The 16,440-nt window shown below is 63.0% G+C and carries 14 protein-coding genes; 8 read left to right on the top strand and 6 right to left on the bottom strand.

All coding sequences use genetic code 11. The features are described 5' to 3' along the window. Positions 1-23 precede the first annotated feature (23 nt). Together AC3I65_RS14165 and AC3I65_RS14170 are read right to left on the bottom strand one after the other, a co-directional pair. Positions 24-1,463, bottom strand: a complete 1,440-nt coding sequence (locus AC3I65_RS14165) for an FAD/NAD(P)-binding protein (RefSeq protein WP_487777018.1) — start codon at positions 1,461-1,463, stop codon at positions 24-26. Positions 1,464-1,478: 15 nt separating this feature from the next. Next, positions 1,479-2,042 (bottom strand): helix-turn-helix domain-containing protein, encoded by a 564-nt coding sequence (locus tag AC3I65_RS14170; protein WP_419417079.1) that lies wholly within the window; start codon positions 2,040-2,042, stop codon positions 1,479-1,481. On the opposite strand from AC3I65_RS14170, the gene AC3I65_RS14175 reads away from it, so the two are divergent. The 8 genes from AC3I65_RS14175 (at position 2,037) to AC3I65_RS14210 (ending at position 10,135) form a co-directional block, all read left to right on the top strand. After that, complete coding sequence (locus AC3I65_RS14175; RefSeq protein ID WP_488523897.1) at positions 2,037-3,062, top strand: DMT family transporter; 1,026 nt, start codon at positions 2,037-2,039, stop codon at positions 3,060-3,062. The two genes, AC3I65_RS14170 and AC3I65_RS14175, sit on opposite strands and share 6 nt — an antisense overlap. A gap of 181 nt (positions 3,063-3,243) precedes the next feature. Further along, complete coding sequence (locus AC3I65_RS14180) at positions 3,244-6,171, top strand: monovalent cation/H+ antiporter subunit A (RefSeq protein ID WP_322833942.1); 2,928 nt, start codon at positions 3,244-3,246, stop codon at positions 6,169-6,171. Further along, complete coding sequence (locus AC3I65_RS14185) at positions 6,171-6,515, top strand: Na+/H+ antiporter subunit C (protein ID WP_047225720.1); 345 nt, start codon at positions 6,171-6,173, stop codon at positions 6,513-6,515. Before AC3I65_RS14180 ends, AC3I65_RS14185 begins: the two co-directional genes overlap by 1 nt. Next, positions 6,512-8,194: a monovalent cation/H+ antiporter subunit D gene (locus tag AC3I65_RS14190; RefSeq protein WP_488523898.1), complete on the top strand. Its 1,683-nt coding sequence runs from the start codon at positions 6,512-6,514 to the stop codon at positions 8,192-8,194. Before AC3I65_RS14185 ends, AC3I65_RS14190 begins: the two co-directional genes overlap by 4 nt. Then, entirely contained in the window at positions 8,191-8,679 is a 489-nt protein-coding gene (locus tag AC3I65_RS14195; protein WP_139049914.1) for a Na+/H+ antiporter subunit E, read from the top strand. Before AC3I65_RS14190 ends, AC3I65_RS14195 begins: the two co-directional genes overlap by 4 nt. Continuing rightward, positions 8,676-8,954, top strand: a complete 279-nt coding sequence (locus tag AC3I65_RS14200) for a K+/H+ antiporter subunit F (RefSeq protein ID WP_047225717.1) — start codon at positions 8,676-8,678, stop codon at positions 8,952-8,954. Before AC3I65_RS14195 ends, AC3I65_RS14200 begins: the two co-directional genes overlap by 4 nt. Next, complete coding sequence (locus AC3I65_RS14205; RefSeq protein ID WP_047225716.1) at positions 8,951-9,313, top strand: Na+/H+ antiporter subunit G; 363 nt, start codon at positions 8,951-8,953, stop codon at positions 9,311-9,313. The genes AC3I65_RS14200 and AC3I65_RS14205 overlap by 4 nt, the downstream gene beginning before the upstream one ends. Before the next feature lie 303 nt (positions 9,314-9,616). Then, positions 9,617-10,135, top strand: coding sequence for an AidA/PixA family protein (locus tag AC3I65_RS14210; RefSeq protein ID WP_047225715.1), 519 nt, complete (start codon positions 9,617-9,619; stop codon positions 10,133-10,135). 98 nt (positions 10,136-10,233) lie between these two features. Here AC3I65_RS14210 and AC3I65_RS14215 read toward each other — a convergent pair whose 3' ends face one another. Genes AC3I65_RS14215 through AC3I65_RS14230 form a run of 4 tightly spaced genes read right to left on the bottom strand, consistent with a single transcriptional unit; the run spans position 10,234 to position 15,363 of the window. Next, the gene (locus AC3I65_RS14215; protein WP_274090131.1) at positions 10,234-10,458 is read right to left on the bottom strand and encodes a formate dehydrogenase subunit delta; all 225 of its coding nucleotides are present in this window, start codon (positions 10,456-10,458) and stop codon (positions 10,234-10,236) included. Next, on the bottom strand, positions 10,455-13,331 hold the full coding sequence (gene fdhF, locus AC3I65_RS14220) for a formate dehydrogenase subunit alpha (protein WP_488523899.1): 2,877 nt from the start codon (positions 13,329-13,331) through the stop codon (positions 10,455-10,457). The genes AC3I65_RS14215 and fdhF overlap by 4 nt, the downstream gene beginning before the upstream one ends. Next, complete coding sequence (locus AC3I65_RS14225) at positions 13,328-14,887, bottom strand: formate dehydrogenase beta subunit (RefSeq protein ID WP_173406895.1); 1,560 nt, start codon at positions 14,885-14,887, stop codon at positions 13,328-13,330. Before AC3I65_RS14225 ends, fdhF begins: the two co-directional genes overlap by 4 nt. Beyond that, the gene (locus AC3I65_RS14230; protein WP_047225711.1) at positions 14,881-15,363 is read right to left on the bottom strand and encodes a formate dehydrogenase subunit gamma; all 483 of its coding nucleotides are present in this window, start codon (positions 15,361-15,363) and stop codon (positions 14,881-14,883) included. Before AC3I65_RS14230 ends, AC3I65_RS14225 begins: the two co-directional genes overlap by 7 nt. Positions 15,364-16,440: the final 1,077 nt, after the last annotated feature.

Consider the following 16,440-nt stretch of genomic DNA (forward strand, 5'->3'; position numbering starts at 1 on the left):
CCCCTCGCCACGGGGGACAATATTCAGGTTGATTGCAACTGAACCAACCGCGCCGCCAGCGCCTTGGCCTGGCTCGCCACATCGGTCACGGCGGTGCTTTCCCACCACATCCCGCGCAACGGTGGCCCCATGGCGAACAGACGACTGGCAGGCTCGCCCTGGGCATCCAGCACCGCGCCATCGGGACGGGCGGCGATGCCCAGGGTCAGCGGGCCGGGCTGGACCAATCCGCGAGCCAGCAGTTGTTGGGGCAACGGTCGCGCAACCCGGCGCCAATCGTATTCAATGCCACTGGAGTTGATCAGCGCAGCCCCCTGCACCACCGTCAGGTCTGCCTCGCCCCTTCGGCGAATGCGGATGTTCACCGCTCCCTCGGCAGACGGCGCCAGCCCCTTGAACGACGCTGCCTGGATCCGCAACCGCCCTTCCTCGTGCAACCGCGCCACCAGCTCAGCGCTCAAAGGCGGCGAACGATGATGATGGCTCTCCCACCAGGGTCGTACATGCCGCACGAATTGCCGGCGCTGCACATCGCTGGCCTGGCTCCACAAGCGCCCGATGTGCGCACGCACCGTGTCCAGAGGGGCCTGCCAGTCGATGCCTTCGGCCTGGGCCTGACGGCATTGCTCACGCAGAGCGCGCATTAATTGGCGTGGCGAGCGGAGGCTGTGATCGGCGGCGAGAAAGTCCACCCACTCAGGCGGTTGTCGACGCACATGGGGCAGCAGGCCATGGCGGGAAAACACTTCGATAGGTCCGCGATGCCCGGCCTGCTCGAGGGACACCACGGCATCCACCATCGTCAGCCCTGAGCCAATGATCAACACCATGGATTGCGGATCGAGCCGACGCATCGCCGCTACATCCCAAGGGTCCAGCGCGGCGGCATTCAAGCCGCTGGATTCGGTCTGCGGGGTCCGCGCCGCCGGGAACATGCCGGTGGCGAGCACCGCGAAACGTCCGCGCAACGTCTGGCCATCGTCAAGCGTAAGCAGCACGGCATCACCGGCGACCTGCAGATCCACGGCCTCCCCGCGCACATGCTCCGCCACAGAGCCATTACGGGCCCCCAGCGCCCGGGCTTCCGCCAGGCGCTGCTGCACATATAAACCAAAGATTCCCCGGGGCGGGAACAGCTCGCTGACCGGCACATGCTGTTGATCCGACTCGGGCCAACCACCGGCTTCGATGAATTCGGCGAGCCATTGAGTCAAGTCATCGGCGTTGTCTGGATCGACGCTCATCCGCGCGGCGTTGCCGTTCAAGGTGTGGCCCAGCTCCACGGCGCTGTAGGCCTCGCCCCGGCCCAACTCGCTGCGCGGCTCAACGATCAGCACGTTGCGCCGGCCAGGCAGGCGCAGTAGCTGCGCCGCCAGCATGGCTCCGCTCAGACCACCGCCGATGATCAGGACATCGGCCTCGCGGGTGATGCTGCTGCCAGGTCGATCCAGCGCTGTATGCATGTCGCTCTCCAGGAATCAAATCACCACGTTGCGTACGAATCTTGTCGCCACCGGACCCTCATTGCGATAGGCATGGGGCTGGTTGCTGGCAAACATGAAAAACTCACCGGTGCCTATCTGGTGCTCTGCGCTGCCCAGCGTCAGGGTCAGGCAGCCTTCGAACACATAGAGCTGCTCGCTCCAGCCATCGGCATCAGGTTCGGATGGGTAATGCTCACCGGGCTCCAGGCGCCATTCCCAAAGTTCGACTTCGCGACTGGCGGTGGCCTTGGCCAGCAGCACGGCTTTGCTGCCGGGGATGGTACCGGCCCAGGCCAGTTCGTTGATGCGACTCGGGTCGCGGGCATCGGGGGCCTGAATCAAGTCGCTAAAGGCCACGTCGAGGGCTTCGGCGACACGGTCAAGGGTGGTCAGGCTGACGTTCTTTTCGCCGGCCTCGATGGCCACCAACATGCGCCGGCTGACCCCTGACAGTTCGGCCAGGGTTGTCTGACTGAGCTGCGCGGCGTGCCGCAGGCGGCGGACGTTCTGGCTGACGTGTTGCAGGACGGATGCCCGCTGGCCGTTTTCTTTGTGCACTATATTGCTCATCTGCTGGGGTTGCGCATTATACTGCCCACCTTCTTCGGGCGCATTGTGCGTCCGCCTCAAGTGGCGCGCAAGGTCATGGCATCGGTGAACTCCCCTCAAGCTTCCTCCCGTTTCTCAAGGTTCAGCAAGGCCGAATGCGTGCTGGTGCTGATCACCATGATCTGGGGCGGGACTTTCTTGCTGGTGCAACACGCTATGACGCTCAGCGGGCCGATGTTTTTCGTGGGCCTGCGGTTTGCCGCCGCTGCTGCCTTTGTCGCGCTGTTTTCGTGGCGGCATCTGCGGGACCTGACCTTGTTCGAACTCAAGGCTGGGAGCTTCATCGGCGTGGCGATCATGCTCGGCTATGGCTTGCAGACCGTCGGCCTGCAGACCATTCCCAGCAGTCAATCGGCGTTCATCACCGCACTTTACGTGCCGTTCGTGCCGCTGTTGCAGTGGCTGGTGCTGGGCCGTCGGCCCGGCTTGATGCCGAGCCTGGGCATCATGCTGGCCTTCACCGGGTTGATGCTGGTGTCGGGCCCGGCCGGGGCATCGTTGAATTTCAGCCCCGGTGAAATCGCCACGCTGATCAGCGCCATCGCCATTGCCGCCGAAATCATCCTGATCAGTGCCTACGCCGGTCAGGTCGATGTGCGCCGGGTAACCGTGGTGCAACTGGCAAGCACGGCGGTGCTGGCATTTTTGATGGTGGTGCCCACCCAGGAAAGAATTCCGGACTTTTCCTGGCTGTTGCTGATCAGCGCCGTGGGCCTGGGGGCGGCCAGCGCGGCGATCCAGGTGGCGATGAACTGGGCGCAGAAAAGCGTCTCGCCCACCCGCGCCACGCTGATCTATGCCGGCGAGCCGGTGTGGGCCGGTATTGCCGGGCGCCTGGCCGGCGAGCGGTTGCCGGCGATTGCGCTGGTAGGTGCGGTGTTGATCGTGGCGGCGGTGATCGTCAGTGAACTGAAAACCCGCGGCAAAATTGTCAACGAGGCGGATGAGGTGCTCGAGCGCGAACGCTGAGGCAATCGAAAAACCTTTCGAGAAGTTTTGTCTCTAGGAAGATCGCCGTCTTCGGCGGCTCCTACCCCACGCAAAATAGGAAAACTCCACCGGCCTTGTAGGATTCTGCGACAGGCTGGCGGTTGGTGATCGGACGCTCGCCACGTATGATCCCTGACAAACTCCCGCCGAATAGAAGCCTATGTCACTGATAGTTCTATTGCTTTTGCCCTTCATCGGCAGCTGTGTCGCGGCGCTGCTGCCGCATAACGCCCGTAACGCCGAATCCTTGCTGGCAGGCCTCGTGGCCTTGGTCGGCACCGTTCAGGTGGCTTTGCTGTACCCGCAGATCGCCGACGGCGGTGTGATTCGTGAGGAGTATTTCTGGCTACCGAGCCTGGGCCTGAATGTCGTGCTGCGCCTGGACGGTTTCGCCTGGCTGTTCGCGATGCTGGTGCTGGGCATCGGCACGCTGGTGTCGCTGTATGCCCGCTACTACATGTCGCCGGACGATCCGGTGCCGCGTTTCTTTGCGTTTTTCCTGGCCTTCATGGGCGCCATGCTTGGCCTGGTGATTTCCGGCAACCTGATCCAGATGGTGTTTTTCTGGGAACTGACCAGCCTGTTCTCATTCCTGCTGATCGGCTATTGGCATCACCGCGCCGATGCCCGACGCGGTGCCTACATGGCCTTGATGGTGACCGGGGCCGGCGGGCTGTGCCTGTTGGCCGGCGTGATGATCCTCGGCCATGTGGTGGGCAGCTATGACCTGGACAAGGTCCTGGCTGCCGGCAACCTGATCCGTGACCACGCTCTCTACCCCATCCTGCTGCCGCTGATCCTGATCGGCGCGCTGAGCAAAAGCGCGCAGTTCCCTTTCCACTTCTGGCTTCCCCATGCCATGGCCGCGCCCACTCCGGTATCGGCGTATCTGCATTCGGCCACCATGGTCAAGGCCGGCGTATTCCTGCTGGCGCGGTTGTGGCCGTCGCTGTCGGGCAGTGAACAATGGTTCTACATCGTCGGCGGCGCCGGGGCCTGTACGTTGTTGCTGGGCGCCTACTGCGCGATGTTTCAGAACGATCTCAAGGGCCTGCTGGCCTACTCCACCATCAGCCATCTGGGGTTGATCACCCTGCTGCTGGGCCTCAACAGTCCGCTGGCTGCGGTGGCGGCGGTGTTTCATATTCTTAACCACGCCACCTTCAAAGCCTCGCTGTTCATGGCCGCCGGGATCATCGACCACGAAAGCGGCACCCGCGATATTCGAAGGCTCAGCGGCCTGGTGCGGCTGATTCCGTTCACCGCCACCCTGGCCATGGTCGCCAGCGCGGCGATGGCCGGGGTGCCGCTGCTCAACGGGTTCCTGTCCAAGGAAATGTTCTTCGCCGAAACCGTGTTTATCTCCGCCACGGCCTGGGTCGAGCTGGCGCTACCCATCATCGCCACCATTGCCGGGACTTTCAGCGTCGCCTACTCCCTGCGCTTTACCGTGGACGTGTTCTTCGGCCCCCCGGCCACCGACCTGCCCCATACCCCCCATGAACCGCCACGCTGGATGCGAGCACCGGTGGAGTTGCTGGTGTTCGCCTGTCTGCTGGTGGGCATTTTCCCGGCCCAGGTGGTCGGCTCGTTGCTGGCCGCCGCCGCATTGCCGGTGGTGGGCGGCCCGTTGCCCGAGTACAGCCTGGCGATCTGGCATGGCCTGAACGCGCCGATGATCATGAGCCTGGTGGCGATGTCCGGCGGCATCGTGCTTTATCTGCTGCTGCGCAATCAGTTCAAACTGGGCCACATCAAGCATCCACCGTTCATCGGCCGATTCAGCGGCAAGCGGCTGTTCGAGCGCTGCTTGGTGCTGATGATGCGCCAGGGCCGACGGCTGGAGCGCAAGATCAGCACCCGGCGCCTGCAAGCGCAGCTGTTCTGGCTGGTGCTGGCCGCCGTACTGGCCGGGCTGATCCCGATGCTCAACAGCACGCTGGTGTGGGGTGACCGGCCGAAGATCCCTGGCTCCATCGTATTCGTGACCCTGTGGCTGCTGGCAATTGCCTGTGCCCTGGGCGCGGCCTGGCAAGCCAAGTATCACCGGCTCGCGGCCCTGACCATGGTCAGCGTCTGCGGCCTGATGACCTGCGTGACCTTCGTCTGGTTCTCGGCGCCCGATCTGGCCCTGACGCAACTGGCCGTGGAAGTGGTCACCACCGTGCTGATCCTGCTGGGCCTGCGCTGGTTGCCCCGGCGGATCGAGGATGCAGCGCCGCGACCTAACAGCGAACGACGCGCGCGCATCCGCCGCCTGCGGGACTTACTGCTGTCCATCGCCGTGGGTGGCGGCATGGCGCTGCTGTCCTACGCAATGCTGACCCGTCAGACACCCAACGATATTTCATCGTTTTACCTGAGCCGGGCCTTGCCCGAGGGCGGCGGCAGCAACGTGGTGAACGTGATGCTGGTGGATTTCCGTGGCTTCGACACCCTTGGCGAGGTCACGGTGCTGGTGGCGGTGGCCCTGGCGGTCTTCGCCCTGCTGCGACGTTTCCGGCCACCCAAGGAAAGCATGCAGCTACCGGCCCAACAGCGTCTGCTGGCGCCCGACGTGGTCACCGATCTGGTCAACCCGCGCCACGCCAGTGATACCGCGCTGGGGTTCATGATGGTGCCGTCGGTGCTGGTGCGTTTGCTGCTGCCGATCTCCCTGGTGGTGTCGTTCTACCTGTTCATGCGCGGACACAACCAACCCGGTGGCGGTTTCGTGGCCGGGCTGGTGATGTCGGTGGCGTTCATCCTGCAATACATGGTCGCCGGCACCCAATGGGTCGAAGCGCAAATGAGCCTGCGTCCGCTGCGCTGGATGGGCACGGGGCTGTTGTTCGCCACGGTCACGGGGCTTGGAGCTATGGCCGTGGGTTATCCATTCCTGACCACCCACACCTGGCATTTCGAGTTGCCGGTGCTGGGTGATATTCATTTGGCTAGCGCGCTGTTCTTCGACATCGGCGTCTACGCCGTGGTGGTCGGTTCGACCCTGTTGATTCTCACCGCTCTGGCTCACCAGTCGGTGCGGGCCCACAAGCCTGGCCTGCATCCAAAACCCATTGCACAACCGGTAGCGGGAGGCGCGGCCTGATGGAAGAAGTCATCGCAATAGCAATCGGCGTGCTGGCCGCCTCCGGGGTCTGGCTGGTGCTGCGGCCACGGACGTTCCAAGTGGTCATGGGCCTGTGCCTGCTGTCCTATGGCGTCAATCTGTTTATCTTCAGCATGGGCAGCCTGTTCATCGGCAAGGAGCCGATCATCAAGGACGGCATACCCCAGGACCTGCTGCATTACACCGACCCACTGCCCCAAGCGCTGGTCCTCACTGCGATTGTGATCAGCTTCGCCATGACCGCGCTGTTCCTGGTGGTCCTGCTGGCTTCCCGGGGCTTGACCGGCACGGACCATGTGGACGGTCGGGAGCCCAAGGAATGATGTTGACGCCTCATTTGATCGCCGCGCCGATCCTGCTGCCGCTGCTGACCGCTGCGCTGATGCTCATGCTGGGCGAGAAGCATCGCCCGCTCAAAGCGCGGATCAATCTGTTTTCCAGCCTGCTGGGCCTGGGCATCGCCATGCTGTTGTTACATTGGACCCAGGACCAGGCCCTGCCCGCCTCCATCGGCGTGTACCTGCCGGGCAACTGGCAGGCGCCGTTCGGCATCGTATTGGTGGTCGATCGTCTGTCGGCGTTGATGCTGGTGTTGACCGGCATCATCGGCGTCAGTGCCTTGCTGTTCGCCACAGCCCGTTGGGATCGCGCCGGCGCGAGTTTCCATGCGCTGTTCCAGATCCAGTTGATGGGCCTCTATGGGGCCTTCTTGACCGCGGATCTGTTCAATCTGTTTGTGTTCTTCGAGGTGCTGCTGGCAGCTTCGTACGGTTTGATGCTGCACGGCTCGGGCCGGGCGCGGGTGTCGTCGGGGTTGCACTACATTTCCATCAACCTGCTGGCCTCCTCGCTGTTCCTGATCGGCGCGGCGCTGATCTATGGCGTCACCGGCACATTGAACATGGCTGACCTGGCGTTGAAGGTGCCCCTGGTGCCGGAAGCCGACCGGGGCTTGCTGCACGCCGGGGCGGGCATCCTGGCGGTGGCGTTCCTGGCCAAGGCCGGCATGTGGCCGCTGAACTTCTGGCTGGTGCCGGCCTACAGCGCCGCCAGTGCGCCGGTGGCGGCCCTGTTCGCGATCATGACCAAGGTGGGCGTCTACACGATCCTGCGCCTGTGGACGTTGCTGTTCTCCGGCCAGGCCGGTGCCTCGGCATATTTCGGCGGCGACTGGCTGATCTACGGCGGCATGGCGACGATCATCTGTGCCGCCATCGCCATTCTTGCGGCCCAGCGCCTGGAGCGCATGGCCAGCCTGAGTATCCTGGTGTCCGCCGGAATCCTGTTGTCGGCCATCGGCTTTGCCCAGCCAAACCTGGTAGGTGCGGCGCTGTTTTATCTGGTGAGTTCGACCCTGGCACTCTGTGCGTTGTTCTTGCTGGCCGAGCTGATCGAACGCTCGCGCTCGGCCAATGAGCCGTCGCTGGAGGACGATCTCGATGTTCTGCCTCGGCCACTGGAATCCTTGCAACCGCCCAAGGGCATCAACCTCGATGACGAACAGAAAGCCGTCATCGGGCAAGTCATTCCCTGGACCATGGCCTTCCTCGGCTTGAGTTTCATCGCCTGCACGCTGTTGGTGGTGGGCATGCCGCCACTTTCGGGGTTCATCGGCAAGCTGGGGCTCATGAGCGCATTGCTCAATCCTCAGGGGCTTGGGGACAGTGTGGAACCGGTGTCGAACCAGGCGTGGGGCTTGTTGGCGCTGTTGATCCTGTCGGGGCTGGCGTCGTTGATCGCTTTCTCGCGCCTGGGTATCCAGCGCTTCTGGACGCCGCAAGAACGACCGTCACCCTTGTTGCGACCTTCCGAGTGCCTGCCGATCATCGTGCTGCTGGGGTTGGGCATCGCGCTGACCTTCAAGGCCGAGCCACTGCTGCGCTACACCCAGGAGGCGGCCGCCGGGCTGAACACCCCCGACCATTACGTGATGTCGGTGCTCGCTACCCGCCCCGTCCCCGGCCCGAAAGCGGACAGCGCGCTGACGGAGGTGCAACCATGAAACGTCTGTTTCCTGCTCCGTGGTTGTCCCTGGCACTCTGGTTGCTCTGGCTGCTGTTGAACCTGTCCCTCAGCGCAGGGCATCTGCTGCTGGGAGCGGCACTGGGCGTGCTGGCACCTTTAATGATGCGCCCGTTGCGCCCCAGGCCCATCCATATTCGGCGGCCCTGGGCAGTGCTGCGGTTGTTCCTGCTGGTGGGTCGCGAAGTGCTGGTGTCCAATCTGGCCGTGGCCTGGAGTGTGATCAACGCTGGACACCGCCCACCTCGCTCGCGGTTCATCAAGGTGCCGCTGGACCTGCACGATGCCAATGGCCTGGCGGCGCTGTCGATGATCACCACAGTGATTCCCGGCACGGTCTGGTCGGAACTGGCCCTGGATCGCAGCGTCCTGCTGCTGCACGTGTTCGATCTGGAAGACGAAGCGGCATTCATTACGCACTTCAAGACCACCTTCGAGCGGCCGCTGATGGAGATTTTCGAATGAGCCCATTGCTGTCCAACGCGATCCTGTTGAGCCTGTTCCTGTTCTCCCTGACGATGGTGCTGACCTTGCTGCGTCTGTTCAAGGGACCGTCAGCGCAAGACCGGGTACTGGCCCTGGACTATCTGTACATCGTGGCGATGCTGATGATGCTGGTGCTGGGCATTCGTTACGCCAGTGACACCTATTTCGAGGCGGCGCTGATGATCGCCCTGTTCGGCTTTGTCGGCTCGTTCGCCCTGGCCAAGTTCCTGTTGCGCGGCGAGGTGATTGAATGAGCGGCGAACTGTCGATGTGGGTCGAAATTCCCGTGGCGATCCTGCTGGTGCTCAGCAGCCTGTTCGCCCTGGCCGGAGCGATCGGCCTGGTGCGTTTGAAGGATTATTTCCAGCGCATGCACCCGCCGGCCCTGGCTTCGACATTGGGCGCCTGGTGCGTGGCGCTGGCCTCGATCATCTATTTTTCAGCGCTCAAGTCCGCGCCGGTTCTGCATGCCTGGCTGATACCGATCCTGCTGTCCATCACGGTACCGGTGACCACCCTGTTGCTGGCCCGCGCCGCGTTGTTTCGCAAACGCATGGCCGGGGATGACGTACCGGCGGAAGTCAGCAGCCGCAGGACCGAGCACGGCGGCTGACCAATTCCTGCGGCGTGTCCGTGGCGGCATTGAAGGCAAAGACAGACATGCGCTGTGCGCCTTCACCTACGCATGCCGCCAGAATTTCACCCGATGCATCTTACGAAAATGTCCGGTTCGGAACCGAATCAAGGACATGCCGCCGTCGCGCTTCGCTGCGCTTTTTCAGCGTCAAGAAATCGAAATTTGACTCCATAAAGCCGTCTTCTATCGTTCCCCCCGAGACCGCACCCAGGGACCGGGTGGCCCGGACGCCCTTTGAGGGCGCGGTCGTCGATGTCACTACGATCAAGGAGCAACAAAATGTCTGGAGCGACCCAAACAATTGATGTGCTTGTCACGATTGATGCCGATTACCTGATCGCCCATCCTGGCGATGTCGGTGGCGCAGTGGCCATGCTGGTGAGCCGCGATGCGGTCGACAAGCAAGCCAGCGGCAACACCGGCGAAGGTGGCGACGAGTTGTGGATCGACGTGAACCCCGGCGACAACATCCGCTGGCGCGCAACGACCCTGTCGCGCAACTTCGACCGCGTCGCACTGATCACCAACGTCCAGCAAGGCAACCCTCACCAGGGCGGTGATTACCCAGGTTCCATGTCGACCCCGATCTCCTACAACATCCCGAATATCCCGGTGCCGTACCTGGACAAGGGCGCCCCCCACGGCATCGCCAAAACTGACGTGACCTACACCTTCTGGCAGTCCACGGCCCTGAACGCAGGAAAACTCTGGTACACCGTTACCTTCGTGCTGCTGGACCGAAACCTGAACCAGATTGGTCCGAACTACAGCTGGGACCCCTACATCACTGTCAACTGACAGATCCCTGAGTTGACCACAGCCCTGACCGGTTTTGTCATACGTCTTCGACGATGAACCGGCCAGGGCTTTGCCCGTTCCCGCCATCGCAGGCCCTGCTAGACCGCCCCCTCGGTCGTTTCCGTCAGTGCCGCCAGCACCAAAGGATGCAGTACTGCGCCCGGATGCTCGGTTTGCCAAGCACTCAACTGGCGACGCATGGCCGGCGTCCAGAAGTTCTTCATGTGTTGGCGCACACCGTTCACCGCCTGCTCGTGATCCGGTTCACTGGCGAAGTACTGCGCGATCTGGTTGGCCATCTTGATCAGGCTTTCGGAACTCATCGCCGTACCTCGGCTTTCTCGGCATGGCGACGCTCTCTGAGCAGACGTCCCTGTTCATCACTGAAGGCCTGGTAGCGCTTCTGCCATTCGGAAGGCTGGCTGACCCGCACGATCTCGACCGCCGTCACTTTGTATTCCGGGCAGTTGGTGGCCCAGTCGGAGTTGTCGGTGGTGATGACGTTGGCGCCCGATTCGGGGAAGTGGAAGGTGGTGTAGACCACCCCTGGCGCCACCCGCTCGGTGACTTTCGCACGCAGCACGGTCTGCCCGGCGCGACTGCCGATACCGACCCAGTCACCCTCGACGATGCCGCGGTTTTCGGCGTCAGTCGGATGAATTTCCAGCCGGTCTTCCTCGTGCCAGGCCACGTTGTCGGTGCGTCGGGTCTGGGCGCCGACGTTGTACTGGCTAAGGATCCGCCCGGTGGTCAGTAGCAACGGATAACGGCTGTTGACCTTCTCCTCGGTGGGTACATAGCCGGTGAGCATGAAGCGTCCCTTGCCACGCACGAACTGCTCGATGTGCATGGTCGGCGTGCCGTCGGGCGCGGCGTCGTTGCACGGCCATTGCAGGCTGCCGTGACGATCCAGTTCGGCGTAGCTGACGCGGCTGAAGGTAGGGGTCAGGCGAGCGATCTCGTCCATGATCTGCGAAGGATGGTTGTAGTGCATCTTGTAGCCCAAGGCATCGGCCAGGGCCACGGTGGCTTCCCAGTCGGCCTTACCGGCCAGCGGTTCCATCACCTTGCGCACCCGGGAAATGCGGCGCTCGGCGTTGGTGAAGGTGCCGTCCTTCTCAAGGAACGAGCTGCCCGGCAGGAACACATGGGCGAACTTGGCCGTCTCGTTGAGGAAGATATCCTGCACCACCACGCATTCCATGGCCGACAGGGCCGCGGTCACGTGCTGGGTGTTCGGGTCACTCTGGGCGATATCCTCGCCCTGGCAGTAAAGCGCCTTGAAGGTCCCGTCCAGGGCCGCTTCGAACATATTGGGAATGCGCAGCCCTGGATCAGGTTGCAGGGTCACGTTCCAGGCCTGTTCGAACTGGGCACGTACCGTCTCGTTGGAAATGTGCCGATAGCCCGGCAGCTCGTGGGGGAAAGAACCCATGTCGCAGGAACCCTGGACGTTGTTCTGCCCGCGCAGCGGATTCACCCCGACCCCTTCGCGGCCAATATTGCCGGTGACCATGGCTAGGTTGGCGATACCCATCACCGAGGTGCTGCCCTGACTGTGTTCGGTGACACCGAGGCCGTAGTAGATAGCGGCATTGTCAACGCTGGCGTAAAGCCGCGCGGCGGCGCGGATCTGCTCGGCGGGCACGCCACACACCGGTCCGAGGACTTCGGGCGAGTTTTCCGGCTGGCTGACGAAGTCGCGCCACCGGGCGAAGTCCGCCGCCTCGCAGCGCTCCTCGACAAAAGGCTGGTTGACCAGCCCCTCAGTGACAATCACATGGGCCAGCGCATTGAGCATGGCCACGTTGGTCCCCGGACGCAGTTGCAAGTGCAGTTCGGCACGGGCATGGGGTGAGTCCACCAGATCGATACGACGCGGGTCGATGACGATCAGCCGCGCGCCCTGGCGCAAGCGACGCTTGAGCTGGGAGCCGAACACCGGGTGTGCGTCGGTGGGGTTGGCGCCCATCACCAGGATCACGTCGGCCTTCATCACCGAGTCGAAATTCTGGGTGCCGGCGGATTCGCCCAAGGTCTGCTTGAGGCCATAACCGGTGGGCGAATGGCAGACCCTGGCGCACGTGTCGACGTTGTTGTTGCCGAAAGCGGTGCGCACCAGTTTCTGCACCAGGTAGGTTTCTTCGTTGGTGCAGCGGCTGGAGGTGATGCCACCGATGGAGTCGCGCCCGTATTTGAGCTGGATACGCCGTAATTCGCTGGCCGCGTAGTTGACCGCCTCTTCCCAGCTGACTTCCTGCCACGGGTCGCTGATGTGCTTGCGGATCATCGGTTTGGTGATGCGGTCTGGGTGGGTGGCGTAACCCCAGGCGAAACGGCCCTTGACGCAGGAGTGCCCATGGTTGGCCTGGCCGTTCTTGTCCGGGACCATGCGCACCAGTTGCTCGCCTTTCATTTCGGCGCGGAAGGAGCAGCCTACACCGCAATAGGCACAGGTGGTGATGACGCTGCGCTCCGGCTGGCCGACCTCCACAACGCTCTTGTCGATCAGGGTCGCCGTCGGACAGGCCTGGACACAGGCGCCGCAGGAGACGCATTCGGAGTCGAGGAAGTTGTCACCGCCGGCCGCCGCCACGCGGGAATCGAAGCCGCGTCCGGTGATGGTCAGGGCAAACGTGCCCTGGATTTCCTCACAGGCGCGCACACAACGGTTACAGACGATGCATTTGCTCGGGTCATACTCGAAATAAGGGTTGGAGACGTCCTTGGCTTCGGCCAGGTGATTGGCACCCTCGTAGCCGTAGCGCACCTCGCGCAGGCCCACCTGCCCCGCCACCGTCTGCAATTCACAGTTGCCGTTGGCGGCGCACGTCAGGCAGTCCAGCGGGTGATCGGAAATGTACATTTCCATCACGTTGCGCCGCAGATCGGCCAGTCTGGACGTTTGGGTGCGCACCACCATGCCTTGTGTCACCGGCGTGGTGCAGGAGGCCGGGTAGCCACGCATACCGTCGATCTCCACCAGGCACATGCGGCAGGAGCCGAAGGCTTCCAGGCTGTCGGTGGCGCAGAGTTTTGGAATGGTGGTGCCGAGCATGGCCGCCGCGCGCATCACCGAGGTGCCAGAGGCGACGCTGATTTCGCGGCCATCAATGGTCAGGCTGACCTGCACGTCGCTTTCACGCGCCGGGGTGCCGAGGTCGATATCGCTGCTTGGGTCGAAGATATTGATCATTGGTCGGCCTCCGTGGTCGCCAGACCGAAGTCGGCGGGAAAATGCTTGAGGGCGCTGCCGACGGGAAAGGAAGTCATCCCACCCAGGGCGCAGAGCGAGCCGTACTGCATGGTGTCGCAAAGGTCTTGCAGCAGCCGTGCCTGCTCCTGGCGCGCAGCGGCATCGGTGCTGGCGATCAAGCGGTCCACCACTTCCACGCCACGGGTGGAACCGATCCGGCACGGCGTGCACTTGCCGCAGGATTCCTCGGCGCAGAACTGCAAGGCAAAACGGGCCATCCGGGCCATGTCCAGGCTGTCGTCGGCAACCACCACACCACCGTGGCCGAGCATGGCGCCCATGGCGGCGAATGCCTCGTAGTCCAGCGGCGTGTCGAACTGCGAAGGCGGCACCCAGGCACCCAACGGCCCGCCCACTTGCGCGGCCTTGAGCGGCCGCCCACTGGCGGTACCGCCCCCATAACCTTCCACCAGCTCACGCAGGCTCAAACCGAAGGCGCGCTCTACCAGGCCGCCGTGACGGATGTTGCCCGCCAGTTGAAAAGGCATCGTGCCCAAGGAACGGCCCATGCCGAAATCACGGTAAAACTGTGCGCCCTTCTCCAGGATCACGGGCACCGAGGCCAGGGTCAGCACGTTGTGGACCAGTGTCGGTAGCCCGAACAAACCTTGCAGCGCCGGCAATGGCGGTTTGGCGCGAACGGTGCCGCGCTTGCCCTCCAGCGATTCCAGCAAGGCGGTTTCCTCACCACAGATGTAGGCCCCCGCGCCCACCCGGACTTCCAGCTCGAACGCGCGACCGCTGCCGCCCACGTTCGTCCCCAGATAACCTGCCTGGCGAGCGATGCCCAGGGCGGCATTGAGGGTGGCTACCGCGTCCGGGTATTCCGAACGCACGTAGATGTAGCCCATGGTCGCGCCGACGGCGATGCCCGCGATAATCATGCCTTCGATCAAAAGGAACGGATCGCCTTCCATCAGCATGCGGTCGGCAAACGTGCCGGAGTCGCCCTCATCGGCGTTACACACCACATACTTCTGTGCGCCTACCGCGTCGCGAACGGTGCGCCACTTGATGCCCGCCGGGAACGCCGCGCCACCGCGGCCACGCAGGCCGGAATCGAGCACGCTGGCGACCACGTCGGCGCCGTCCATCTGGATCGCCCGCGCAAGCCCGAGAAAGCCACCTTGGGCACGGTAATCGTCCAGGGACAGCGGTTGAGTGATGCCGGCACGCGCAAACAGCAGACGCTGCTGGCTTTTGAGGTACGGAATTTCCTCGACCAGCCCCAAGGCCAACGGATGACTGGCGGGATCTCCCGCCAGGGCATCAAGCAGGCTCGGCACGTCTTGCGGCGTGATCGGGCCAAAGCCCAGTCGGCCCTCGGCGGTTTCAAGCTCCAGCATCGGCTCCAACCAATAGAGCCCACGGGAGCTGGTGCGGCGCAGTTCAAGCGGCAGTTGTCGACGCTCGGCCTCACTCACCAGCGCCACGGCGACCTTGTCCGCCCCCACGGCGCGGGCCACTGAATCACGGGGGATACAGAGCTTCAGCATGCGCCCTCCTCCAGACAACCCTTCACCAGCTCGCGCAAGCGCTCGGGGGTTAACCGTGCATGCAGCTCGCCGTCCAGTTCCAGAGCAGGTGAACAGACGCAGGCACCCAGGCAATAGACGGGACGCAGGCTGATGCTGCCATCGGCACTGGTGCCATGGTCATCCAGCGCCAATTGCTCACGCAACTGCGCAGCCAGACCTTCGGCCCCCATGCTCTGGCAGGACTCGGCCCGGCACAGACGTAGCGTGTGGCGCGCCGGCGGCGAGGTACGGAAGTCGTGGTAGAAGCTGATTACGCCGCGCACTTCAGCCTGGCTGAGGTTCAAGGCATGGGCAATCTCCGGGACGGCGGCGTCGGGAACGTACCCGCAGCCTTCCTGGATGGCGTGGAGAATCGGCAGCAAGGCACCGGGAGTGTCCTTTTCGCGCTGCAACACGCTATGAATCAGAGGCAGGTGAAGCGTCTCATCAGGCATAAACGTACCTCGGCATCTCGAACGATACCGCCGCAACGCGACGACCGTCCGGAGTCTTGGCTGCGGTGCCGGGCCACGTCACGGACGCGTGGCTGATCCAGTCACCATTCTCGCTCTCCGGCCAAGTGTCTAGGCGCACCAGGTCCGGGGCATCGTTACAGCTTGCCACTCCCGGGGGGCGGCGATTGCACACAGACGACTTAACGTGTCCTGAAAGCGACTTGAGCCGGGAGGCGGTCAGCCCTCATAGCTTAATTCACTATTGGGTATTGGCCAGCCGATGCTACCGGTGGTGGTTGGGGCTCTACACGTCTCTGCCAGTAAAAACGCTGTCGTTCGCGAAGTCTTGCAACGCTGATGTATGTCGAAAGACGGAATTGATCGCTACCTGGTTTCCGGTACCTGCATTGGTTTGATTGGCGTAGCTGCTTTCTCCATAGAGATACTTGCCCACGGCGAAAGAGTTATCGAGATTCGTCTGTTTCGAACCCCCTTCCCCTTTCCTCTGAAATTGACGGGGCGACAACGTGGCTCTCGACTGAAGAGGGCTTGCGACGGCGAAAAATCCCTATACCAGGCGACCGTAGTGGTGCTCTAACAATCTCAATCGGTAACCAGGTGAGGGTTATCGGGGAAAGAGCCACCGCAGTGGCGAACGCATTCACCCCCCCTTCGCAGATTTCATCAGAGGAGAGTTCGCTTTGTTCGCCATTGAAAGTACACACGCTCCGCTCATCAAAGGACTTCAAGTAGAGCCGTCTACCCTCCACATTTGCGCAGGCCTGTTTGATAACCTCACTGCTAGCCAAAACGTCTCGATCGGGAAAGTTCAAGTCCACACTATCCAAGCCACTGGCTCGCGTACCTGGCACTGATCGGCCTGGTCTGCTCGGGGCGCTGTCGGTGTTCTTGCGCCATGCTAATAATTGACGAATTGCTTCCATCTCCGGCCGGAGTGACCCGTTGGTGGCCGAATCCGATAACTGTTGGGCGCTGGTCATGTCCGGTTGTTGCACGACTGACTTGGACTGAGCCTGCAATTGGGAGTGGAAGTCCGCTCCGTTGGTCGTTGCCTGC

This window comes from Pseudomonas sp. N-1-13 (genome assembly GCF_057787095.1).

Excerpts from the sequence above, each read along its gene's own strand:
- AC3I65_RS14165 (WP_487777018.1), bottom strand. The coding sequence starts at position 1,463 with ATGCATACAGCGCTGGATCGACCTGGCAGCAGCATCACCCGCGAGGCC.
- AC3I65_RS14180 (WP_322833942.1), top strand. The coding sequence starts at position 3,244 with ATGTCACTGATAGTTCTATTGCTTTTGCCCTTCATCGGCAGCTGTGTC.
- AC3I65_RS14185 (WP_047225720.1), top strand. The coding sequence starts at position 6,171 with ATGGAAGAAGTCATCGCAATAGCAATCGGCGTGCTGGCCGCCTCCGGG.
- AC3I65_RS14190 (WP_488523898.1), top strand. The coding sequence starts at position 6,512 with ATGATGTTGACGCCTCATTTGATCGCCGCGCCGATCCTGCTGCCGCTG.
- AC3I65_RS14195 (WP_139049914.1), top strand. The coding sequence starts at position 8,191 with ATGAAACGTCTGTTTCCTGCTCCGTGGTTGTCCCTGGCACTCTGGTTG.
- AC3I65_RS14200 (WP_047225717.1), top strand. The coding sequence starts at position 8,676 with ATGAGCCCATTGCTGTCCAACGCGATCCTGTTGAGCCTGTTCCTGTTC.
- AC3I65_RS14205 (WP_047225716.1), top strand. The coding sequence starts at position 8,951 with ATGAGCGGCGAACTGTCGATGTGGGTCGAAATTCCCGTGGCGATCCTG.
- AC3I65_RS14210 (WP_047225715.1), top strand. The coding sequence starts at position 9,617 with ATGTCTGGAGCGACCCAAACAATTGATGTGCTTGTCACGATTGATGCC.
- AC3I65_RS14215 (WP_274090131.1), bottom strand. The coding sequence starts at position 10,458 with ATGAGTTCCGAAAGCCTGATCAAGATGGCCAACCAGATCGCGCAGTAC.
- fdhF (WP_488523899.1), bottom strand. The coding sequence starts at position 13,331 with ATGATCAATATCTTCGACCCAAGCAGCGATATCGACCTCGGCACCCCG.
- AC3I65_RS14225 (WP_173406895.1), bottom strand. The coding sequence starts at position 14,887 with ATGCTGAAGCTCTGTATCCCCCGTGATTCAGTGGCCCGCGCCGTGGGG.
- AC3I65_RS14230 (WP_047225711.1), bottom strand. The coding sequence starts at position 15,363 with ATGCCTGATGAGACGCTTCACCTGCCTCTGATTCATAGCGTGTTGCAG.